Consider the following 22902-nt stretch of genomic DNA (forward strand, 5'->3'; position numbering starts at 1 on the left):
TATACCGCGATTACCGCGAGAAACCGGGATGTTCAGGGGGCGGGCGTGTGGCGCAAACTGGCTGGAGGAGCTATTTGTCCAGGTCTTCGAAGGTGATAGCCGCGGAGCCACAGACCTTGAATCGCGTCACGTTGCCTTTGAACCGGTAGGCGTCGACGCCCTCTGCAACCACGCCGACTGCCTTGCCGTCTGCGACGGTGTCTTCCATCCGGTCCCACGTCGTCGCGTCTTCGGGAGCCGTACTGAGCGCGTCACTGCGTTCGAGTTCGCCGTCAACGGCGATGCGGTAGCCCGTCACGTCGTCGCTCAGGCTGCCGTTGATGATGAGGAGGTTCGGCAGCTCGGGCACCGTGGCGATTGCCTCGTGAGGGTGGACTCGCTCGCCGTCTAAGAGGATGATGCCGGGGCCTTCTGCGGCGATGCTGGTGATTTCACCCGTGAACTCGTAGGCGTGGGTGGCGTTTCCGACCGCACCTTCGACCGTCGTGTCGAACACGTTTGCATCAAGGCCGAGGCTGCTCTCTTCGGCCTCTGCAACCTCGCCGCTCACGTTGAAGTAGTAGACAGTCGACGCGTCGCTCGTCCCCGCGAAGGAGAGCGTGTGGGTCTGTTTCTCGTCGGTGGACGACTCGCTCGACCCGGCCGAGGAACTGCTGTCGGTGCTCTCTGTCTCGGTGCTCGTCTCCGTGGTGTCAGTCTCGTCGCTTGCAGCCGACCCAGTGTCGTTGCTCGTCGTTTCTTCAGTGTCGGCTTCCGTCTCCGAGAACGAATCCGGGCTCACGGCTTCGCCGTTGACCGTAATCGTTGGCTCGCCACCAGAGAGGCTGAAGTCGGTGATTTCGCCGGTGAAGGTGTAGCTGTCGATGCCGCCTTCGACCTGCCCGCTCGCGGTCGAACCCGAGAGCGTGTCGTTGTCGTCGATGGTCGCGCCGTTCGCATCGCTTTTCTGGAGGTCGCCGCTCACGGAGAACTCGTATTCGCCGGGTGATTCGACGCCGTTGATGCTGAGGACGTTTTCGCTGTCCGCGTCAGCGGTTGTCTCCTCGGTTGCATCCATGTCCGTCGTGTCGGTTTCTGTCGTGTCGGACTCCGCCGAGGACTCGGTCGTCGTTGTTGTGGGTTCGTCGGTCGAGTCATCCTCTGCTGGCTCGCTCGATGCACCGATATCCGTGCTCGGGACGGGACAGGTTCCGGACTGCTCGATACCACTCGTCTCGCCCGTTGAGTTCTGGTAGTCGACGGCCGTGCCACTCACGTTGACGGTGGAGTTCGTCACGTCCACGTCGGTCGAATTGATGATGCGCACGCCGTCGCGGTCGCTGCCGGTCTGCTGGATACAGCAGTCTTTGACGTAGCTCGCGTCCGCGCTATCGATGAAGACGGCTTCGCGTCCCTCTGAGCTGCCGGTGATGCTACAGTTTTCGAGGCGGACGTAGTGGGGTTTTGGTGGGGTATCCTGGTATGGCCGCCAGCTAATCGACCCGGGTTCACCCCGGCGGACGGCGGGCGTGTTCGGCAGGTCACACTGGATGCGGGTGTTTTTGACCGTTACACTGCGCCCCTGTGGGGAGACGTTGATGAGGCCGATGCCCTGTGGGGCGTTGCGGCCGATGATATCACAGTCGATTATTTCTGCTCCCGCTGGGATGGCCGGAACGTCCTGTTGGACGCCCTGATCGATGGAAATCCCGCGGATACCGAACTCGGTTTCCGTGTCGATTGGCGTCGGGCCAGTGTACTTGTCGAAGTCGATTTCGAGCACACAGTTTTTGACGTAGCTGCCCTCGCCGCTGATGCGGATTTGGGAGGCGTTGTTGTTGCAGAAGTAGGAGTCGACGATTTGGACGTTGCCGGGCGTCCGGGAGGTGTAACAAGCGTTGTTCCCGAACTCGCGGAAGTCACACTGCTCTAACCGAATCGTCCCTTTGTTCGACCAGCCAATCCACACACCGATGCGGCCGTTGCCACCCTCGTAGCCGTCGAATCGAGAGCCTTTCTTGGCGACGGCGTTTCTGAGGACGCCTTCGCCGTCTTCGCTTTCGAGCGCGAGGAGGAACGCGCTCGTCTGTCCGCCGCTGGCGGTGAGGCCACGCCCGAGGTATTCGACGTCCTCTACGTGGAATTTGGTTTGGCATTTGAGCCGGATGCCTGCAGTCGTGCTCTCGTCGCGGATGTCGATGTCGATGTTCTCGATGAGCAGTTCGTCGTAGCCAGACCAGCTGTCGATGAGCAGGTCATCGAAGCCCGCTGGCGGGACGAACGTCACGTCGCCCTCACCGAGGAACCCGAGTCGGTTGTTTCGTGGGATGTATTTGCCGTTGAATTGGTAGGTTCCTTCGGGGAAGGTGATGAGCGTGCCATCGCTCGCCGCCTCAGAGATGGCGGCGTTTACGGGTTCGTTCCCGGTTGGGTCTGCCCCGTAGTCCTCGACGATGTTGACGACCCGGTCGAAACTAATCCCGTGTCGAGTCGTCGCGGCCGCCGCGCCACCGCTTGCGACTGCCGTCGCGGTGGTGCCAGCCGCTGCCGCGTACGCACCCATTCTCAAGTAATCACGACGGTTGAGGAGCGTACCGTCCTCATTGTCCGCCGATTGTTGTCGCTGTTCGCGTGCCAGTTTGCGTGCCATTGCAATTGTTAAGCACAAGTTATAGGGCATAAATATTTTGTTTCTGACATTAGTTCGATTCCATGATTATCACGATAATATACTAATTTTTTCTTGAATATAGTGATTGAAAACACATCTAGAAGACGGATGATTCATCCGCTCTTAACAGTTGTCGCAGCGAAATTATCTCTGAATTAATCACGTGCATGCGAACGAATTTGGCTAGAACAGACGCGTTGACTGTCCATCTCGTGAAACAGTACGAACTGGGTGACACTCGTCATACAGAGATTTGCTCGACGGAGTTTCCACGTTCTGTGAGTGTTTCTCTCCGTGGGGTATGAAGTCGTTACACACGGCCTTGAAGACGTGTTGTCCTCTCTATGAGTCTCATTCTTGTCACCTCTCTAGCCACGGAACTTCGAAACCTGTTGCTTCCGGGATTTCCCTCCAGTTGTGACGCTTTTCCGACCGTACGAGCACCGTCATTCGGGTGCAAGCGTCACGAACCGATGTGCGCGGCTAGCTCCCGTCTGCGGGAGACGGCGAGTCAGCCCCGTCGGAGTCGGCTGGCGCGGGGAGGTCTGTCGCCACAGCGTCGTCCTGGTCGTCTGTGGCTACCTCGTCACTCTGTCGGTGGGGACTGACCAGCCACGGGAAGATGATTCTCCCAAATTCGTAGACGACGGCCAAGATGAGCGGGCCAAGGAAGATGCCATACCAGCCAAACAGCAACGGGCCGAAGGTGTAGGCGAGAATCACGGCCCCGATGTGGAGCGACCGGCCGCTCACGTAGGGGCGAAGCAACTGGTCTGGAATCGTATCGACGATAACAATCGAGACGACGCTGAACACGACAGGGAACCAGAGCGCCTCGGGCGCGACGAGCGCCGCCCGCGCGAAGAGAAACACCGCGACGGGTACCCAGATGAGTTTCATACCAATGACCGGCACGAGGCTTGCCACCCCGACGAGCAATCCCACGAGCGCGGGTTCGGGGATGGCAACGGCCTCCGGGGCGAACAGGTTTAGCACGATGTAGGTGACCACGCCGAGAATGCCCGTCGCAAGCGCGTTCAGGATGTTCCCGAAGTAGATCGACTTCAAGTCGGCATCGACCGTCTCGAAGTAGTGTTCGAGCGGGTTGTCGTCTCTAAGAATCGTCTGCCTGCCCCACGCCACAAGCCGGTAGTCGTCTTTGAGGAGGAAAAACGCAATCAAGAGCGCGATAAAGGCGTGAAAGCCGACGTTCAACAACGTCGAGAGCGAGGCAACCAGCACGTCAGAAAGCTGCGTGAGCACGTCACCCAGCCCGGACTCAGCGAGCTGGCCTGGGTTCGTCACGAGCAGGCGAAGCGTCTCCTCTGAGTCGTGGAGGACGCTCGTGAGGTCGAGATACGGCTCGATGAGCGCGGTCAACTCGCTTTGGCGTTCTGCGTCGAGGAACTGAGAGACGGCGGTGATGACGATGGCGAGCGCCCACCCGACGAGTCCCAGCACTGGAATCGTCACCAGAATGAGCGTGGCGACGACAGCGAACAGGCGGCGCTCGATACGCTTTTGCACCTGCCGGAACACCGGCCGCGTCACGTAGTACATGAACAAGCCGAGGACGACCGTTCCGATGAACTGCCAAACGATGAACGACAAGGTGAGAAGGAGCAGGATGGCGACCACCCACAACACGGCTCTGTCTCTGCGCATCCCCTCGAAAAACGGGAGTCTACGCAGTGCGTGCTCGCTCGGCAAACTGCTGTCTGTGTGGTTTTCTTCGGCCATGATACAGGCGGTTACCCACGACTGCTCTCCCATCCCCCAATGATGAACAGTAACGGACTCGCTTCAAAAGTGGTTGGCTCTCTGTCGGCTTAATCGTCCCGGCCCTGAACTTCCTATTCGAGGTAGCCAAGCCCGCGCAGCCGGTCTTCGACATCGCTGTAATCTTCTGCGACCGCGCCAGCCGCCTGTGAGCGAGTGTACTCACGGGTTTCGACCGCGTGTGTCGAGTCGGCAGTGAAAATCTCTGCGAGCACGCGCCCGTCCGCCCCACTCGAAACCGGCTCGCCCGCGGCGTGGAGCACGGTTGGCGCGACATCGACGACCGTGGCGTCGCGTACGGCGACGCCTGCTTCGATGTCCGACCCCCACGCGAAGAAGATGCCTTCCGGCCGGTGGTAGGCCTCTGCCACCCGCGAATCTGCGATAATGTGCGGCGACAGGGTCGGCTCGATGTGGTAGCCCTCGTTGGCCGTCACGACGATATCCGGGCCGTCGGGGTCGCGGGGGTTCAGCCTCGCGCCGTCGTACACCGTGAGCACGCGCTCACCCGTCTCCGGGTCGGTCAGCCGTTCTAACACGCCCATCAGGTGGGTTTTCACCTGGGCCTTCTCGGCGGGCGCGACGATACCCTCGTCGAATCGTTCGGTGTCGTTCACGTAGATGCTTCCGAGACCGTGGAGGAACGCCGTTGTCTGGCTGTGGTCAACGTCGTGAAGCTGGTGGGTGCCGGGAATCTGGCGGGCGGCGGCGTTCACGAGTTCGTCCGGAAGCGCGTGAACCAGTCGTTGCTCGGTGAGCCCAATCCGCGCAAGCGCCCCAAGGACGCGCGGCTTCGTGATGCCGAGCGTCGAGAGCACGCCGCGCGTCCCAGTCTGCGATTTCGGGACGAGGAAACCCTCCTCGACCAACAAGCGATTGACGCTCACGACGTGGTCTATCGGGCCAAACCCGTGGTCTGAGACCACGAACAGCGTCGCATCGCGCTCGGTCGCATAGTCCATCACTTCACCGAGAATCTCATCGAGCAGTTGGTAGTGAGCGAGTAGCACCGCCTCGTCCCAGATGAGGTGCTGGAGGCGGTCTGGGGCGACGTAGACGAAAAAGAACAGTCGCCAGTCGTCGTCTGCCATGAGCAGGCGCATCAGTTGACGACGGTTTTCGACGAGCGTCGTGAGTTCTTCGAGAAATTCGGCTTTCCGCCCGTCGTACTCGTGCCACCTGAGTTCGATTTGGTAGTCTGGAATCTCGCGTTTGATCTGCGCTTCGAGCGACTCCGGGAAGGCAAACCGCGCAGACAGAGAGGGGGTCATCATCCCGGTCACGAGTTTCCCGTCGATGGGGGCGGGCGGGTAGGTCATCGGCAGGTTCGCCACCACCGCGGGCGTGAGCATCTCCCAGAGCGTCGGCTCGCGGATATCGTTTCGCGTGTAGGGGCGCTGGGTGTAGTCTTCTTCTACCGTAATGAACTCGTAGATGCCGTGGCGGTCGGGCCACGTCCCGGTCGCGATGGATGGCCACGCAACCGGCGTGTTCGCCGGTTTCGTGCTTTCGAGCGGCCCGCTCGCCCCCTCCGCGATGAGTCGGGAAAAATTCGGCAGGTCCTCCGTTTCCGTCCACTGCTCGATGAGGTTCCACGGAATCCCGTCGAGGCCGAGGATGAGCGCCCGGCGACTGGTGTCTGTGACCATCGTTACTATCGCCAACAAGGCGGGCGATGGGCATTGTTAATCGGCGGCTACAGCCTGGTTACTCGATGACGACCGGAGGAGCGTCTCGGTCTATCTCGTGTGGTCGGTCGAGCAGGCGGGCGTACAGCGCGGTCAACTGCACCGCCACCTCCTGCCACGTGTACGCCTCTTCGACGAGCGTGCGATTCTGTTGGGCCATGTTTCGAACCGTCTTCGGGTCTGTGAGGAGCGCGGCCAGCGCGGTTGTGAGGTCGTCTGCATTTCCCGGCGTGACGAGTCGCCCGTTTTCCGGCCGGATGAGTTCGGGAATGCTGCCAACCGGCGTCGAGAGAATCGCGTTGCCGCCCGCCATGGCTTCGAGAATCCCAATCGGCAAGCCCTCTGCGTGCGTTGGCAGGACGTAGATCGAGGCGTTGTCGAGCAGCGCGCGCTTCTCGGCTTCGCTTACGTACCCGACGTAGGACACGTCCTGATACCGCGCGGCAAGCCCTTCTGCGAGATGTGAGAGCGGGCCTTTCCCGGCAATCGTGACGCGAAAAACCAGCCCGGCTTCGTGGAGCTGTTCGACCGCTTCCACGAACTCTCGAATCCCCTTTCGCTCGACGTGATTCGAGATGAACACGACGTGGGGCGGCGTCACGTCGAAGTGAGGGTCGTACTCGTCCGGGTCGATGGCGTTCGGGAGGACAAACAGCTTCGTCTGGTCCGAGACGGGTTCGAGGATTTGTTTCCAGTATGCAGAGAGGACGAGTACCGCGGTCGCGGCGGCGAACACGCGTCGTTGGAAAAAGCGTACCAGCCCCGACTCCGACTGGACGAACGTGTCGAACGCAGAGCCGTGGACGTGGAGAATCGTCGGCCGTCGCCACAGGTAGCGAGAAACGAACACGAACCACGACGAGAGGTAAAATGACCGCTCGTGTGACGTGTGGACGTGGACGATGTCGGGGCGCGACTGGAACGGGAAGCGCAGCGCACGCTTACCCGCGTGGAAGAGTTCTCTCACGAGCCACCGTCGCCCCTCACCGTCTGCGCTGGGCGCGACGTCGTAGGTCTCCATCCGCACCGACGGCGGGAGATGTTCGCGCTGTGCGGCGATGTAGCGCGCAATCCCGCCGGTTTCTCTGTTTGCCGGGCCAACGACGAGCACTGCAATATCAGGTTCTGGGTTCATGGTACGGTGGGTCTGCTGGCTCACGAGTTCGACCGGAACGTGCCTTCAGGAACGGGCGGGCGCTTGCCAATATCGACGTAGAACTGGTAGAACTCGCCGTTCGACTGTACGAGGTTGACGTTGCGCTCGCGGGTTATCGCGGCGAAGCTTTCGCGTGAGTAGCGAAGCTCCTTGTAGGCGACCACCTCGCGCTCGATATCTGTCTCGGTGACGACGAGCCAGTGGTCGCGCCTGACGACCTCCTCTGGATGGTTCTCGAAGTACGCGCGCAACCCGGTGAGCATCCCCTCCTCGGTCACGGGGCCGCTGTGGACGACGAACGGCTCGTCGTAGTAGGCCGCCTCGTACCGGTCCATCCCGGTGCGAATCGCGGCGTACCAGATGGTTTTGTCCGCCGGTTGGGTGTTGAACGACGCCTGATAGCCCTCCATGTGCTGGGCCGAGACGTGCTGGCCGGGGAGGAAGATGTACGGCGAGGGGAACATGCTCACGACCGAGAGCACGACGACGAACGCCGCGCACATCAGCAAGATGGGGCGCAACAGCGTGCGCACCGACGACGTGTCGAGCGAGCGGTTGAACTGATGGACGCCAATCGCCCCGAGAATCGTGGCGATGACCATCCCGAAGCCGAGGTGACGGAAGAAGTACGTCGACACGTCGCCGATGAACTGGGCGGCAACGATGGGCACGAGCGCGAGCGAACCCCACAAGAAAAACGGGAGCATGCTGTCGATGCGGCTCGCGGTTCGCTTCCCGCGAATCCGTCCGAGTACCAGCATGGCTGCGAGCGCGAGGTAGCCCGCACTCACGAGGAACAGCTTCACGAACAGCTCGAAGATGCTCACACCGATGTCGCTCGCCGAATCAGACTGCGCACTCACGACCTCACCTGCGACTTCGGTGCCAAAGAACAGCCCTTCGATGGCGGCGAGCGTCTGGTCTAGCGTGTTGAATGTCGATTGGTGCTGGTCGACCCAGAAGACGAAGATGATGAGCAAGATGAGTGCCTGTCCGTAGATGACGCGGTAGTAGGCGGTCGGACTCTCCGGGCGGGCCAGCCGATAGAGCAGTTGGACGCCCGCAACCCCGAAGACGAACAGGAGGACGTTGAGCGTGAGCTGTGGGTGGAGGATGATGAGGACGAATGCCGTCGGAGGCATGAGCAGCGTGACGGCCGTGATGCGACGCGGCAGGCGGTCGTCGTCCGCCTCGTGTACCATGTGTTTGACGAGGAGAAAGAGAAAGACGGGGAAAAACAGCGTTGCGAGCGTGAACGGGTGAAAGGAGAGGTGGGTTGCGAGGCTGTTGATGGGGAGGAGTAAGAACGCAGAGAACGCCGCGATGGTCGTCACACGGTGGTCGGGGAAGATGAGCCGTGCGGTGAGCGGGACGAACATGAAGTAGAGCAAGAGGAACACCATGACGGTGAGCATCATTGCGGTCGGCATCGCCACACCGGTCGCGCGCGAAATCGTGGCGGCGAACAGGTGACTGCCCGGATACGGAATGCTGTAGACGGTGAACACGCCCGCATTGAGCGAGCGCGCCCAGCCGAGGTGGATGAGCGCGTCGAGCAAGCCGTAGAAGTAGTACCCGCGAATCAACGGCAGGCCAACGATGGATGTCGTCGCAGCCCCGGCGAGCAGCACGCTCGCGGTGCGGACGGTGCGCCCCGACGCGTAGAAGGCGATAACAATTGAGATCAGTAACGCGACGCTGACGCCGACCCAGTAGCCGACCGGCGTTGCCTGATATATCGAAAGTTCGTAGTTCGTCGCCGGGTCGCCGCGGGCGACGAACACCGCCGCCATGAGGCCGAGAAAGCCAATCGTGAGCGCGACCTTTTCGCCGCGACGCCGGGCGTACGAGCTATCGACAACGACATCGTGGCGGTGTTTCGTAAACGCACCGTCTACCAGTCGGTCAACCGCTGACTCCATCCGCTCTAGGTTTGTTCGATCTGGGTGCACAGACGGCTCCTTGTCTCTATCAGCCTACAGACAGTCTTTGTTATAGCTGGGATAATGGTCGTAGACGCCCGCAAAGCCGCGGTTCCGTCACCGAACATCGGTCGCCTCCGGTGGCTGTACGCTCGCTTTTCGGTGCGCCACTGCGTATTCTGAGAGCGCATAGGCCATCCACGCTTCCGCCCACCGCATCAAAACGATACGCTTCGTATAGAAGTGCTCTCTGCGGTAGAAAAACTGGCCGTCGCCCGCATAGAGCGTTCGCACCGTCCATTCGAGGATTCGTGCGGCAAAATCGAGGTCGCCCGCTCGCGTGAAGACGATGATGCCCTGTGCGGCAGCGTGGATGTCGCGCGGGAAGACTCGTTTCTCGTCCCAGCGGGGCGCGCCGTCTCGCTCGAACAACTGGTCGCGATAGAACTGCAAACTCCGGTCGAGCGCCGGGGCAAACCGCGTTGCATCGACCTGTTCTGCGTAGCGCACGAGACACTCGATGATGAAGCCGTTATGGTGACCGTCCATCGAGAGGTGCGACGCCTCCGGCGGGTCGCGGTAGTACCACCCGCCGAGGGGCGTTTGCCGGGCGACGACGAAGGAGAGCAACGCTGTGGCCTTTTCAGCATACGCCACGGTTCCCGTGTGTTCGTACAGGTCACAGAACAGGCTCGCTGCGAGCGCGATGGCGTTGAGCGTGTGGTAGGTCGCGTCTTCCGCGGCGACGTAGGTGATGTAGGCTCCGTCTGCGGTTTCTGTGTAGTTGAGGTCGCGCGTGAGGAACTCGGCTGCACTCTCTGCGAGCGTCGCGTACTCGGGGTCGAACGTCGATAGTGCGAGCAGCGCACGCACGCCGTAGGTGGTCGAGACCACGTCTCCCTCGGTCGGCGCGCGCCGACTGCCGAGATCTTGGAGGGCGTGCGCGTGGCCGCCACAGAAGCCGTTGTACCCCGCTCGCCGGGTTTCTACGAGCCAGTCCGCCAGTCGCGTGGCTTCTGCGTCGTAGTCCACTTCGTCGAGCCCGAGCAGGCTCGCGTTGTGGTTGGCGAGCGCGAACAGCGCACTCCCCTTGAAGCTCTGGCGTTGCTCGACCAGAAAGAGCCGCCGGAGGTTAATCGGGGCGCGTTTGATACCCTCTTGGACGACGAGGTTGAGCCACTGGTTATCGATGGGAACGGCCTGCAGCAGCCGACTGCTCATGCCGTCTGCGTAGTCCCAGCCCGTGTACGCCCGCGTCCGGGCGTAGCGAAGCGTCTCTGTGAGTAGCGATTCGGCGTCGATGGAGCGCTCCAGAGCGGCAGTCATTCAGCAAACAGAGGAAGGCACGACGAATTGTTATGGCGAGCGTGTGCGCGATTGCCTGACTGTAATGTCACCTTACACGAACCCACAGAATCGCGGTCTGGTGTACCCTATGCATTATGTCGGGCTTACAGTGAATCGGTGAAAATATGCGCCGATTAGTAACGCCGCTTGCCCGCCTTTTTCCGGCAGAGATGCGATACCTGTTTTTCACAAACACCCCCGCTCACGTCCACCTCTACAAACACGCCGTGGCGCGACTCGAAGCCGCGGGCCACGACGTGCTCGTCCTCGGCAGAGACTACGGCGTCACTGTTCCGTTGCTTTCGTACTACGAACTGCCGTACCGTGTCTACGGGAAGTGTGGGCCGTCGAAAAACTCGCTGCTTCGAAACCTGCCCAGTCAGTTTGCCACTATCTTCCGCGAGGCCCGTCGCTTCGACCCCGACCTCATCTTCGGGATGGGGTCGTACGCCGCCTTCGCCGGGGCGGTCTCGCGCACGCCCGTCGTCCTCATTCTCGACTCTGAACCCACGACCTTCGACCACCTTGTCTCCCGTCCGTTCGCCACGGCAATCCTGACGCCACGCGCGTTCCGCAAAGACCTCGGCCCGAAACACGTCCGCTTTGCGGGCTTCAAAGAGACGGCCTACCTCCACCCGGACGTGTACGAGCCGAATCCCCACATCCGCGAACTGCTCGGCCTCGATCCCGACGAGCGGTTCGCCATCGTTCGCTTCAACGCCTTTGGCTCCCACCACGACGTGGGCCACGCAGGCTTCAGCCCGACCCAGCGCCGCGACCTCATCTCCGCGCTCGCCGCCCACGTCACGGTGTTCGTCTCCGACGAGTCGGAGGCGATGGACTTCGACGCCCTGCCTGCCCGCCGGTTTGCGCTGCATCCGGGCTTGCTCCACGACGCGCTCGCCGCCGCCTCCCTGCTCGTTGCAGACACCCAGACGATGGTCACGGAAGCCGCCTTGCTCGGGACGCCCGCGATCCGGTCTAACTCATGGGTCGGTGCAGACGACATGGGCAACTTCACCGATCTCGCCGCCCACGGCCTCATCTACAACATCCGGGCGTTCGACGACGTGCTCAACACCGCCACCGCGCTGGTCGCAGACGAGTCTGCGAAAGACGAGTGGGCCGCGAAACGCGACGCCTACGTCGCGGACAACGTGAACCTCACCGACCTCATCGTGGCCGTCGCAGAGCAGTTGGGCGACACAACCGGCCTCGATCTCACCGCCGACATCGCTCCGGTCAGACCGGCGGTCTGACCCTTGTCCACGTCACGCTGACAGTCTTCTTTTCCTCACAGTTCGGTGAGTGCTATTACCTCAGCCGACGTCATGTGTCCAATGGCAGAACTCACCACTTCCATCGACATCGACGCATCGCCAGCAACGGTCTGGCAGGTGCTCACCGACTTTTCGACATACCCAGAGTGGAACGATTACATGCACATCTCGGGGTCGCCCACGGTAGGTTCGCGCCTCCACATTCGCCCCGGCCCCGCCGCCGGACGTGTGCCATCGTTCAAGCCGCGCGTGCTCAAAGCCGACGAAAATCGAGAGCTGCGCTGGCTTGGCCACCTCTACGTGAACGGTCTGTTCGACGGCGAACACCGCTTCGTCATCGATGACCTCGGTGATGGCCGCTCGCGGCTCACCCAGGCAGAGCAGTTCTCCGGGCTGTTCGTCGGCCCGTTCAACCGCTTTATGGGTAGCCAGACCGAGCGCAACTTCACCGGCGTGAACGAGGCGCTCAAAGAACGCGCAGAAACACTCGAAAAATCAGTCCACTCAGATGCGGCGGTCTAACTCAGTTTTTCACGGCAATCGGCGCTTCGCGTGAGAGCACCTCGGAGATTTTCGCGGCGGCGTGGCCGTCGCCGTAGGGCGTCGGCTTCTCATCCATTTGTAACGCAAACTCGTGGGTCAGGCCCGCGCGAATCGCATCCGGGTCTGCGCCGACCAGCACGTTCCACCCGGCCTCGACCGTCTCCACCCATTCGGTCTCTTCGCGGAGCGTGACGCAGGGCGTATCGAGGAAGAACGCCTCTTTTTGAATCCCGCCAGAGTCGGTCGCCACGCGCTCTGCGCCCGCGAGCAGGCGGACGAGGTCGCGGTAGCCAACTGGCGAGATGAGTCGCAGATTGTTGTGGGCCATATCGAGCAGTTCGAACTCCTCTAGGCGAGCGACGGTGCGCGGATGGGCCGGGAACACGACCGGGAGCGGTGCGTCACCGAGCGTCTGGATGATGCGCTTCAGCGTTTTCGGGTCGTCCGTGTTCGACGGCCGGTGGATGGTCGCGAGGATGTACTCGCCGTCACTGAGGTTGAGGCAGTCGAGAATCGGTGATTCGGCCATCGCCCGGTCGTGAACCGCGAGGATGGCGTCGTACATCACGTCGCCGGTGAGGTGGACGCCGTCGGTGATGCCTTCCGTTTTGAGATGCGAGACCGCGGTTTCGGTCGGCGCGAACAGGAGGTCTGAAGCGTGGTCGGTGAGCACGCGGTTTACCTCCTCTGGCATCTCGCGGTTGAAGCTTCGGAGTCCGGCTTCGACGTGGGCGAGCAAGCAGTCTCGTTTCGCCGCGACCATCGCCGCGGCGAGCGTGGAGTTGGTGTCGCCGTAGACGAGCACCACATCCGGTTGTTCTTCGTCGAAGACGGCATCCAGCTTCTCCATCATCGCCGCTGTCTGGTGGGCGTGAGTTCCAGAGCCGACGCCGAGGTTGTAGTCCGGTTCTGGAATCCCGAGTTCGCTGAAGAACACCGCCGACATCGTTTCGTCGTAGTGTTGGCCGGTGTGGATGAGCACTTCGTCGTGGTCACGGCGAAGCGCCTGCGAGACTGGGAACGCTTTTACGAACTGTGGGCGGGCGCCCACGACAGCACAGATTTTCATTGCATATCACGTCGGTTTGGTTCGAGTGTGGGCGAGGAGTCGGTTGGTGACGACACCGACCGAGGGACGGGTTCCATCGCGTGGTCGCCCCGCCCCTCACCCGGCTTGTGGTGGACGAGCACGACGAGGTGGGCGTTGCGTTCGACATCTGCGCTCACGGCGAGGATGAGCAAGAGCGCTGAGAGCCAAAACATCGTTATCGTCAACATCACGTCGGCCATCATCGCCACGCCCGCAATCACGTCACGAATCGTGAGTACGGCGGCGACAACGCCGACGAGGAGGCCAAACAGCCCGAAGATGTAGCCGAACACCGCCGGGTGGAAATCGTAGACGAAAAACTTCATCTTGAGGCGCCAGAGGAACGTCCGCAACAGGATGTACGAGAGATGCGGGACGAACGTCGAGTAACGAATGTCGCTGACTTCGTCGCCGTAAATCGAAGGGTGGGCCACCTCCGCGAGGCGCTGGTCGTAGACGTTGAGCATGACGAGCAGGTCGTTCTCGAAGCCGTAGCCCTCGTAGAGTTCCTCGAAGGGGATGGTTTTGAGCGCCTCTATGGAGATTGCGGAGTACCCGTTTTGTGGGTCGACCATCTTCCAGTAGCCACTCGCCACCTTCGTCAGTCCGGTGAGAATCGAGTTGCCAAACACCCGCCATCGGCTCATCCCCTCGCGGTACTCTTTGTACCAGAGGCGGTTGCCTTTCACGAAGTCAGCCACGTCGTCCACGATGGGGTCGAGCATGCGCGGGAGCTGCGTGGGGTCCATCTGCCCGTCGCCGTCCATGCGCGCGACGATGTCGAGGCCGTCTGCGAGCGCGAGCGCGTAGCCCTGTTTCACACAGCCGCCAACGCCCACGTTTCGCGGGTTGTTCATCGGAACGACCCGCTCGTCGTAGCCTGCCTCACTCGCAATCGCCGCGTTTGCGGTGGCCGCGCTCGCTTGAATCACGTCCCACGTATGGTCGGTCGAACGGTCGTTAAAAACGTAGATGCGGTCGATAAAATCGGGAATCGTTTCGATGACAGTCCCAATGAGTTGGGACTCGTTGTATGCGGGCACGACGATGCCGACACGTTGCCCGCGGTACATCTATCGGCTCCCGATAGTGTAGACGCGGTGGTCGGCCGCCCGGCCGTGGAGCGTCCCGCGTCCGTCGATGACGGCCACGTTTTCGAAGCGCGACCAGTCGATGTCGTCGAACTCCTCGTGTGGCGTGACCATAATCACGCCGTCTACGTCGTACGTTTCATCGTCGTCGAGCGAGACGCGAACCGCGTCGAACTCGCTCGTGTCGTCCAAGATGGGATCAACCGCGAGCACCTGCGCGCCCATCCGTCGCAGCGACTCGATGAGCGGCTTTGCGGGTGCCGCGCGCGTCTCTTTGATGGCTGGCCGGTAGGTCAGCCCGAGGACGAGGATGGTCGAATCCGCGATCTGCTTCCCGGTCGCTTCGAGTTCCTCGCGCATCTTCCCGGCGGTGAACTCGGGCATGCTGTCGTTGACCTCGCGGGCGGTGCGAAGCAGCGGCATGTCGCCTTCTACCCGGCGCATGACGAAGTACGGGTAGTAGGGGATGCAGTGGCCGCCAACGCCAGGTCCCGGCGAGTGCAGGTGGCAGAACGGTTGACTGTTCGCCACCTCGATGGCTTCGTTCACGTCCACGCTCAGATCGTCTGCGTGGCGCGCCAGTTCGTTCGCGAGCGCGATGTTCACGTCGCGGTAGAGGCCTTCGAACAGCTTGACGGCCTCCGCGGTGGTCGCATCGGAGACCACGAGCACGTCGTTCGAGTTGATTTCGTGGTAGATGAGTTCTGCCACGCGGGCGCTCTCTGCGTCCACGCCGCCGACGACTTTCGGGTACGCGCCACGAATGTCTTGGAGGGCGCGGCTGCTTGAGGTGCGCTCTGGACAGAACGCGACGCCAAACTCCCCAAACGAGAGGCCGCTTTCGGCTTCGAGCAGCGGGACGACGAGGTCTTTGCTCGTTCCCGGCGGCACGGTGCACTCGATGATGACGAGGTCACCCGGTTTGAGGCCACGGCCAATCTTCGAGACTGCGTCTTCGAGAATCGAAAGGTTGGGGTCTTTCTCCTCGGTGATGGGCGTCGGCACGATGACGACGTGAATCCGAGCTTCCGCGACGGCGGTGTCGGCTTCCGTCGTCGCCCGAAGCTTCCCGTCCATCACGAGCTCAGAGACGAGTTCGTCCAGTCCGGGTTCGCGCTCGATGGGGCACTCGCCTCGGTTGATGGCCTCGACAACGGCGGGATTTACGTCCACGCCGATGACGTTGCTCGTCGCCTCTGCGTAGCACGCAGCGAGCGGGAGTCCCATCTTCCCGAGTCCGAACACGGAGACGGGAATTTCGCCCGAAACGAGTGCGTGGCGTTGGTCTTCGTGCGATTCAGTTGCGTTGTAGAGCCCGTTCATTCGGTGAGTACCTTTGCTTTCATCTCGCTCGCAGATGCGAGGCCGTCGATTTGCCGGGCGACTTCGATTGCGCGAAGCGCCTGTTCTGCGGTCACGAGCGGCGTTCCGCCGGTTGCGACCACGTCGATGAACGCGCTGAGTTCGCGCTTCAGCGGCTCGCCGGTTTCGACGAGCGGCCGTTCGGTCACGCTCTCGAAGCGCTGGCGCATCTTCCCACTCTCGTCCGTGTACTGCGGGTGGAACTGGCGGTGGATGCGCACCGTCTGGTCGATGTAATCGACCTCGATTTGGCACTCACGGGCGGTGACGTTGAGCGTCCGCACCTTCTTCTGAGTGAGGCGGCTCGCGGTGAGCACGCCGAGGACGCCGTTTTCGAAGGCCACCTGCGCGGTTGCGTGTTGCACGCCGCGCGCCCCGGTTGCCGAAATGCGTTCGATGGGACTGTCCACGAGCGACAGCAGAATGTCGATGTCGTGAATCATGAGGTCCATCACGGCGCTGTCTTCGATTTGGCGCGCCAGCGGTGGGCCAAGACGGTGGGCTTCGATGGCGATGACGTCGAGGTCGCCGATGAGTTCGAGCAGTGCGCCCACGGCCGGGTTGAACCGCTCGATGTGGCCGACCTGGATGATGACGCCGTGTTCTTTTGCGAGTTCGATGAGCTCGCGGCCTTGGTCTAGGTCGTCAACGAACGGCTTTTCGATCAGGACGTGGACGCCATTCTCGATGCACTTTCGTGCCACTTCGTAGTGGAACTGGGTGGGCACCGCAATCGAGATAAGGTCAGATTGCTCGATGATTTCGTCCAGCGTGAGCGCGGTCGTCCCGAAGGTTTCGGCCACGTCGTGGGCCGCCGCTTCGTTCGCGTCACAGACACCAACGAGGTGGACTTTCGAGAGTTCGCTGTAGATGCGGACGTGATTGCGTCCCATCACGCCGGTTCCGATAACGCCTGCTTTCAGTGTGCCGTTCATGTTGTTCATAGTTGTCCCTCCGTGTAGACGGTGACCGCATCCACGATGCGCTGGAGGTCTTCGTCCGAGAGCGTCGGGTGGACAGGGAGCGAGAGCACTTCTCTGGCCGCCTGCTCTGCTTCCGGCGCGTGGAACGTGATGTCCGCGTACGCCGGTTGCTGGTGGATTGGTTTCGGGTAGTAGACGCCCGAGTCGATTCCCCACTCGTCTAAGTGCGCCATGAGACCGTCGCGGTCTGGCGTGCGTACCGTGTACTGGTGGTAGGCGTGCGTCCGGTCTGCGGGCACGTGTGGCGTGAGAACGTCCACGTCCGCGAGCGCCTCGGTGAGGAAGGCGGCGTTTGCCTGTCGCGCCTGCGTGAAGCCGGGTAGCTTCTCCAATTGGGCGCGCCCGATGGCCGCGCCGATGCTGGTCAGCCGGAAGTTGTGCCCGACTTCTGAGTGTTCGTAGGTGCCCACGCGACCGTGGTTGATGTAGCGAGCGGCGCGTTCTGCAACCGCTTCGTCGTCGGTGAGAATCATGCCGCCTTCGCCGGTGGTCATGTTTTTCGTTGGGTAAAACGAGAAGCAGGCGGCGTCGCCGAGCGAGCCAACGCGCTTTCCGTTCACCGTCGCACCGTGGGCCTGGGCTGCGTCTTCGATGAGGGCAAACCCAAACTCGTCGCGGAGTTCGGCGAGGTGCGCCATGTCCGCGGGCAGTCCGTAGAGATGGACGGCGAGCACGCCGTCGATTTGTTCGCCGGTGCGAAGTTGGGCTTCGAGCGCGTGCGGGTCTACGTTGTACGTCGCCGGGTCGATATCGACGAAGCCGACGTCAGCGCCCGCGAGGCGGATGCCGTTTGCGCTTGCGATAAACGAGAACGGCGAGGTGACGATGCGCGAGCCTTCACCGAGGCCGAGTCCCACGAAGGCGGCGTGGAGCGCGGTCGTCCCGTTCGAGACCGCGACGCCGTGGGTCGCGCCACAGTAGGCGGCGAACTCGTCTTCGAACGCCCGGACTTCCGGGCCGTCTGCGAGCTGGCCACTTTCCATGACCGCGACGACGCGCGCGATTTCCTCTTTGCCCATGCGTGGGTCTGCAAGGTGGATTCGCTGGTCGGGAATCGACATCATGCGATCTGATTTCCTCCCTGCAGCGACTCCGGCAGCGGGCGATAGGTCGCGGGCACGCCGAGTGCGAGCGTTCGCGGTGGCACGTCTTCGATGACGAGCGCGCCGGCGGCGACGAACGACTCTTTGCCGACGGTGACGCCGGGGAGAATCGTCGCGTTCGCGCCAATCGACACGCCGTCTTCGAGGGTCGGTCCGACGAGGTCGAACTCCTTTCGAATCGGGTACATGTCGTTGGTCATGGTGACCCCCGGGCCGACGAACACGTCGTTGCCGATGGTGGTGTTCGTCGGGATGTAGACGTTCGTCTGCAGGCTCACGCGCGAGCCGATGGTCGTCTGCCCGTCGATGACGGTGTTGGTTCCGACGAGCACGTCATCCCCGATGGTCGTCCCCTCGCGGATGAGCGCGTTGTGGCCGGTTCTGAGATTGTCGCCAACCGTGACATCGGCGTAGATGTTTGTCCCCGCACGGATGGCCGCGCAGTTACCGATGGTCGTTGGGCGCTTGTGTACGTCGTACGCGGTGGCGAGATAGACGCCATCCTCGATACGGCAGTGATCTCCAAGCTGTACTTGCTGCGGTGCCGGCTCCCCCGCATTCACCGGCTGACTGTTATCGTAGCTGTGACTCATAACTCCCTGCCCTCCCCCCGTTTCCACGATACCCCGTGTTGGTGGTGGGCTTGTTAGTTGAATGCCTCTTTTCGCGCTTTGTTATTCAGGTACTGACCATCGGAAGTGTGGGATTTATTTGCGGAAAGGAATGACAAACCGGGCGTACTGTCCTGCGATTCCCGAATATATCGGTCGTTAATCTGCTCAGTCACGCGGGGCAGACCGCTCGCGGCGTCTCCGGCCCGAAAGCGAGAGTCCCGGGCGGCCATCGAGGAGCCAGAGTCCGAACGCAGCAAACAACAACCCGAACTCAAAGATGAGGTAGGCTGTGGCTTCCGGCGTTCCAAGCACGTCTACGTACTGGCCAAAGTAGTAGAAGAAGTTCGCAAGCAAGCCTTGGCGCGTACTCGACTCGACCTGAATGAGCGGCCAGAAAAACGAATCGAACTTCGGCGGGCGGCCAAGGGCGAGCGGATACAGGGCGTCGGCCGGCAGGTGAAGCAGGTAGCCAACGCCGAACGCGGTTCCCACGTCGCGCCGCCCGCGAAACAGCGCGACGATCCAGACGAGCGTGACCACCGGAACGGCGATGAGCACCGAATGGGCAAGCGATGTGCCACTCGGGAGGATGGCGAACGTCCAGCCAAGCGGTTTGTCGATCAGGTCTGGGAACTGCGAACCGAACGCTACGGCGAGTGCGGCACCCGCAGAGGGGCCTTTGCGGTGGGTGAGTCGAACGGACAGTGAATAGACGAGATAGCCAACCGCGAGGTGTTCCCAGGGCCACATGCTCAAGCAGCCTCAGTAACCGTCACCCAGAGATAGAGTTGCCGGTAGGCGTTTGCCTGCGTCGGCGTCTCCGGGGCATCCCCCTTGTAGAGGAGGTACGCGATTCTGAGGTCATCGCCCGTCGTCTCGGGCGTCACCGTGTGTGGGGCGACCCAGCGGTCGCCGTCCGCGACTGTCTCTGAAAATCGATCGAGTTCGGCGGTTCCCGTCACCTGCCCGGCGTCGTTTACGCGCTGTATCTGGACAACGACGGTGTACGTGACTGATCCTTGCTCGTAGTTCGAAACGGCGAAGACGAGGTTAGCTGGCTCGCTGCGAACCAACTCAGTCGGATAGCCTCCAGCGATGAGCTGGCCGTTTTCCTCTGCGAGTAACTGGAAATCCGTGTACGATTCGCCCGATTCCGGTGCGATGAGCGCGAAGCCAAGCCCGGTAAGCGACCCGGCGATTGCGACCACCAACACGAGCGTGATGGCGACATCGACGGAGTCGGTTTGCTGTCGCCAGCGGTGAATCGCTTCGTACTGTTCGTGTGGGACGACTGCAAACCGAACGGCTTCTGGCACGCGCAACCGGCGCAACGCCCCGAGCAGCGAGAAGCCAATCGTCAGAAACGAGACGGCGGTGACGAGCGGGCCAACCGAGAGGCCGAACGCCGTCTGCGAGATGAAAAACGCGGTGAGAACCACGACGATGAGGCTGAACGCGACCGAGAGCGCGAGTCGCTCTGCGGTGTCGAGACTCGGCACCACGCGGTCTGTGGCCGCCGCCTCGTCGTGGCGGTAGACGTGTCCGGGAAACGCAACCGTCGTCAGGGCGAAGCCGGGAAGGAAGGCTAACGCAAGCAACGAAAGGAGGATACGAACCGGCGATGCCGCGTCGAGCAGGATGATTGCCTGTGAGATGAGGACGAGAACGATGACGATGCTCACGTCCCACGGCAGTCGACGGTCGCTCGTCTCTTGGCCGAGGCCGATGCTCAACGGTTTCATCAGCTCCCTCTGGCCATCGGTTTCCCCCCACTCAGACCGTGCGTCTCCTGACTCATTTGTCTGTTACACGCGAGGAATGTGCTTTGTTAGTCGGCAGCTATCTGCCCGCTGGCTGTGGCTACTGGCACTGAGACGGTTGTTGAGAAAAAGCGGTCGTGTCCGTGTATTACTGCGATAGGAGTGTTCGAACTGTGACAGCCCGCGGACAGTCTGTCGCTCCTATGTTCTGGTTACATCACGGCGCTTAGGTACTGGCGTTCCCATTCGCGGCGCTTTTCGATGAGGTCTTTCCCCCGCTGGGTGATGTTGTAATAGTTTGTGCGCCGGTCGATTTGCCCCTTCTCTACCAGCTCCTTTTCGACGAGTGTATCGAGATTCGGATACAGCCGCCCATGGTTAATCTCGCCTACGTACTGCTCGAGTTCTTCTTTGATCGTTTGCCCTGATGGCTTGTCCTTGCCGTTTATGACGTACAGCAGGTCGCGCTGGAAGCCAGTCAGTTCGAACATCTCCATTGACATGTAGAGCATATACTGGCGCTAGGGATTTTGTTATCCACCCGTGAATGTCTGTTAATTGCGAAACACTATTCGGGTTGTATCTGCCCGCTGTCGTGTAATACATGCTTTCTTGTACAGGTTCTTGGCAATCTGACAAAACGTCTGCTCGCGGCTCAATCGGGCGAATTGTGGCCATTGGGGACGAATAGTGTGTGCTTGAATCCCCCAGAACTCAGCGATTAGGAGATACCTGTTCTCGACGTATCATTAATCGGTGGTTTATAACGACTCTGTAACAAAGATGGTCGCTCAAGTATAGTTGGTTGTTCGGGCACATGATGCACACAAGGGTGGGCAGGGATGTCCGTGGTCGCTCTCAGGAGCTGAACATGTCACAGACGACGGATACACTCTCAAAAGATAACATATTCGAGGTATTGAGCAGTTCTCGGCGTAGATACGTCATCTACTACCTCTACTCGCACGAGGGAACAGCGGAGCTGAAAGATTTGGCGACACATATCGCAGCGTGGGAAAGTGGTGAGCCACTCGACGCCATCACTGACGAAGAGACCAGACGAGTCTACATCTCACTCTACCAGACGCATCTGCCCAAGCTCGCAGAGTTCGACATCGTTCGCTACGATAGCGACGCCCGGATTGCAGAACTCACCCCGAAAGCAGACCAGCTGTCTCGCTATCTCGACTCAGAGCCAGCGCCGACGCTTCCGTGGCCGCTCTACTACGCGGTGCTCTCGGTCGTGAGTTTGTTCTTGCTCGTCGGGCTGTGGCTGCAGTTTCCACCGTTCGATTCGATGAACGGCACCTCTGTGGCGTTCATCATTGCGATTGGCGTCATCGGCATCACGGTCGTCCACTATCTCTACACGCGCCAGCGCGGGGGCAATGATATGTCCTCTATTGAGTCGTTGATCGAATGACCAACAATCGAGAGGGTCTTTAGGTCGAGAGTAACTAATGTGGCAGCTCTCGTCTTTGTTTTCCATGATTTCACAATGGGTGGACACTGTCCCCAAAGCCTGTGCATACATCACCCGCGAGGTCGATGGCTGCCCGCAGTTGCTCGTGTTCCACGAGGCTGCGGTTTCCGGCCTGCAAGTCCCGAAAGGCACCATCGAACACGCAGAGTCGCCGTATGACGCCGTGCTCAGAGAGGTCGCAGAAGAAAGCGGCCTCACCGACTTCTCGGCCATCCGCCCGCTCGGTGCAGATACGTGGACGCGCGAGAAAGCAGACCGTCTGAAACACTATCGTCGATATTTCTTCCACCTTGAAGTAGACGAACCGCGCGACGCCTGGGAGCACACCGTCACGGGCCGGGGCGAAGAGGTCGGTGACGTATATTCGTACTCGTGGGTGCCACTGCCGACCGATGCCGCGTTCAGACAGAACCTCGACGCACAGCTCTCGAAGCTCGGCTAACGCTGGTCTGCGAGGCGTACCGTGTTTTCGTGGTGGGGGGTAATCGAGATGTGGCCGCTACTGTGGACGCTCACCTCGTAGTTTTGGATTGAAAAGTGGATGTATCCAGAGCCACGCGGTCGCCCGTCCGGTTGGGAGTGAAACAGGCGGTCAAGGGCGTCAGGGTCGATGACGTCGTTGAGCGGGCCAAGCTCGCTCGGCGATTGCTCACTAATCGACGTGAGCGCATCCATGATTGTCGCTCCGATTCCGTCGTTGCCCGGTTCGTGGTAGCTGTGATACGTGTTTGCGTGTTGCTCGTGCAACGGTACCGTTCGGTTAGCAGTTTGGTGTGAGTCCATCGTAGGTGGGGTGAAATATCGAGTGCTCAGATACGTGGTCGCATTGTGGTGACTGCGGGTTTTCTACATTCGCTTGTGCGTCAAACCAGTATATAGTCATTCGGGTTTTGCTGGCACATAAATACCATATCGTTTTGAAATGCTGAGTGTCAGGAATATCTAGATGGGCGTTCTAGAGGTAGTGTGTTCGGGTTAACCCCTATAGTGGTTCAAATACCATACGTCCGAAATTTGGTATATTTGTCTGACTATCAGCTGTCGACCACAT

20 protein-coding genes are annotated in these 22902 nt (G+C 61.0%); 4 read left to right on the top strand and 16 right to left on the bottom strand.

The features are described from left to right. Positions 1 to 70: 70 nt before the first annotated feature. The 6 genes from V5N13_RS12425 to V5N13_RS12450 all read right to left on the bottom strand — a co-directional run bounded on the left by V5N13_RS12425 (position 71) and on the right by V5N13_RS12450 (position 10521). Positions 71 to 2629: a hypothetical protein gene (locus V5N13_RS12425; RefSeq protein ID WP_336361022.1), complete on the bottom strand. Its 2559-nt coding sequence runs from the start codon at positions 2627 to 2629 to the stop codon at positions 71 to 73. 504 nt (positions 2630 to 3133) lie between these two features. Further along, positions 3134 to 4390: an AI-2E family transporter gene (locus tag V5N13_RS12430; RefSeq protein WP_336361023.1), complete on the bottom strand. Its 1257-nt coding sequence runs from the start codon at positions 4388 to 4390 to the stop codon at positions 3134 to 3136. Positions 4391 to 4503: 113 nt separating this feature from the next. Next, on the bottom strand, positions 4504 to 6078 hold the full coding sequence (locus V5N13_RS12435; RefSeq protein ID WP_336361024.1) for an alkaline phosphatase family protein: 1575 nt from the start codon (positions 6076 to 6078) through the stop codon (positions 4504 to 4506). 58 nt (positions 6079 to 6136) lie between these two features. Further along, positions 6137 to 7252 (bottom strand): glycosyltransferase family 4 protein, encoded by a 1116-nt coding sequence (locus V5N13_RS12440; protein ID WP_336361025.1) that lies wholly within the window; start codon positions 7250 to 7252, stop codon positions 6137 to 6139. A 20-nt stretch (positions 7253 to 7272) separates the two neighbouring features. Further along, positions 7273 to 9225 carry a hypothetical protein gene (locus V5N13_RS12445; protein ID WP_336361026.1) on the bottom strand — a complete coding sequence of 651 codons (1953 nt, stop codon included), beginning with the start codon at positions 9223 to 9225 and terminating at the stop codon, positions 7273 to 7275. Between the two features lie 87 nt (positions 9226 to 9312). Beyond that, a complete protein-coding gene (locus V5N13_RS12450; RefSeq protein ID WP_336361027.1) occupies positions 9313 to 10521 on the bottom strand; it encodes an antibiotic ABC transporter permease in 1209 nt (402 codons plus the stop codon). 191 nt (positions 10522 to 10712) lie between these two features. Here V5N13_RS12450 and V5N13_RS12455 point away from each other — a divergent pair, with 191 nt between their 5' ends. Together V5N13_RS12455 and V5N13_RS12460 are read left to right on the top strand one after the other, a co-directional pair. Then, positions 10713 to 11801, top strand: coding sequence for a DUF354 domain-containing protein (locus V5N13_RS12455; protein WP_336361435.1), 1089 nt, complete (start codon positions 10713 to 10715; stop codon positions 11799 to 11801). 81 nt (positions 11802 to 11882) lie between these two features. Then, on the top strand, positions 11883 to 12344 hold the full coding sequence (locus tag V5N13_RS12460; protein ID WP_336361028.1) for an SRPBCC domain-containing protein: 462 nt from the start codon (positions 11883 to 11885) through the stop codon (positions 12342 to 12344). A 1-nt stretch (position 12345) separates the two neighbouring features. Here the strand turns inward: V5N13_RS12460 and wecB are convergent, their stop codons facing one another. The 9 genes from wecB to V5N13_RS12505 form a co-directional block, all read right to left on the bottom strand. Then, entirely contained in the window at positions 12346 to 13434 is a 1089-nt protein-coding gene (gene wecB / locus V5N13_RS12465) for a non-hydrolyzing UDP-N-acetylglucosamine 2-epimerase (RefSeq protein ID WP_336361029.1), read from the bottom strand. Continuing rightward, complete coding sequence (locus V5N13_RS12470; protein ID WP_336361030.1) at positions 13431 to 14528, bottom strand: glycosyltransferase family 2 protein; 1098 nt, start codon at positions 14526 to 14528, stop codon at positions 13431 to 13433. Before V5N13_RS12470 ends, wecB begins: the two co-directional genes overlap by 4 nt. After that, entirely contained in the window at positions 14529 to 15869 is a 1341-nt protein-coding gene (locus V5N13_RS12475) for a nucleotide sugar dehydrogenase (RefSeq protein WP_336361031.1), read from the bottom strand. Further along, positions 15866 to 16852: a Gfo/Idh/MocA family oxidoreductase gene (locus tag V5N13_RS12480; RefSeq protein ID WP_336361032.1), complete on the bottom strand. Its 987-nt coding sequence runs from the start codon at positions 16850 to 16852 to the stop codon at positions 15866 to 15868. The genes V5N13_RS12475 and V5N13_RS12480 overlap by 4 nt, the downstream gene beginning before the upstream one ends. Next, entirely contained in the window at positions 16849 to 17946 is a 1098-nt protein-coding gene (locus V5N13_RS12485; protein WP_442905099.1) for a DegT/DnrJ/EryC1/StrS family aminotransferase, read from the bottom strand. The genes V5N13_RS12480 and V5N13_RS12485 overlap by 4 nt, the downstream gene beginning before the upstream one ends. Positions 17947 to 17951: 5 nt before the next feature. Continuing rightward, the gene (locus tag V5N13_RS12490) at positions 17952 to 18587 is read right to left on the bottom strand and encodes a DapH/DapD/GlmU-related protein (protein ID WP_332898249.1); all 636 of its coding nucleotides are present in this window, start codon (positions 18585 to 18587) and stop codon (positions 17952 to 17954) included. 186 nt (positions 18588 to 18773) lie between these two features. Further along, entirely contained in the window at positions 18774 to 19358 is a 585-nt protein-coding gene (locus V5N13_RS12495; RefSeq protein WP_332898250.1) for a metal-dependent hydrolase, read from the bottom strand. 2 nt (positions 19359 to 19360) lie between these two features. Next, complete coding sequence (locus tag V5N13_RS12500; RefSeq protein ID WP_336361033.1) at positions 19361 to 20350, bottom strand: DUF1616 domain-containing protein; 990 nt, start codon at positions 20348 to 20350, stop codon at positions 19361 to 19363. Positions 20351 to 20580: 230 nt separating this feature from the next. Beyond that, positions 20581 to 20859 (bottom strand): PadR family transcriptional regulator, encoded by a 279-nt coding sequence (locus tag V5N13_RS12505; RefSeq protein WP_332900075.1) that lies wholly within the window; start codon positions 20857 to 20859, stop codon positions 20581 to 20583. A 380-nt stretch (positions 20860 to 21239) separates the two neighbouring features. Here V5N13_RS12505 and V5N13_RS12510 point away from each other — a divergent pair, with 380 nt between their 5' ends. Further along, entirely contained in the window at positions 21240 to 21791 is a 552-nt protein-coding gene (locus tag V5N13_RS12510) for a DUF7344 domain-containing protein (protein ID WP_442905074.1), read from the top strand. Between the two features lie 64 nt (positions 21792 to 21855). Next, on the top strand, positions 21856 to 22293 hold the full coding sequence (locus tag V5N13_RS12515; RefSeq protein ID WP_336361035.1) for an NUDIX hydrolase: 438 nt from the start codon (positions 21856 to 21858) through the stop codon (positions 22291 to 22293). Here the strand turns inward: V5N13_RS12515 and V5N13_RS12520 are convergent. After that, a complete protein-coding gene (locus V5N13_RS12520) occupies positions 22290 to 22598 on the bottom strand; it encodes a HalOD1 output domain-containing protein (protein ID WP_336361036.1) in 309 nt (102 codons plus the stop codon). The two genes, V5N13_RS12515 and V5N13_RS12520, sit on opposite strands and share 4 nt — an antisense overlap. Between the last annotated feature and the right edge of the window lie 304 nt (positions 22599 to 22902).

The organism is Haladaptatus sp. ZSTT2 (assembly GCF_037081775.1).
Lineage (GTDB): Archaea > Halobacteriota > Halobacteria > Halobacteriales > Halococcaceae > QDMS2.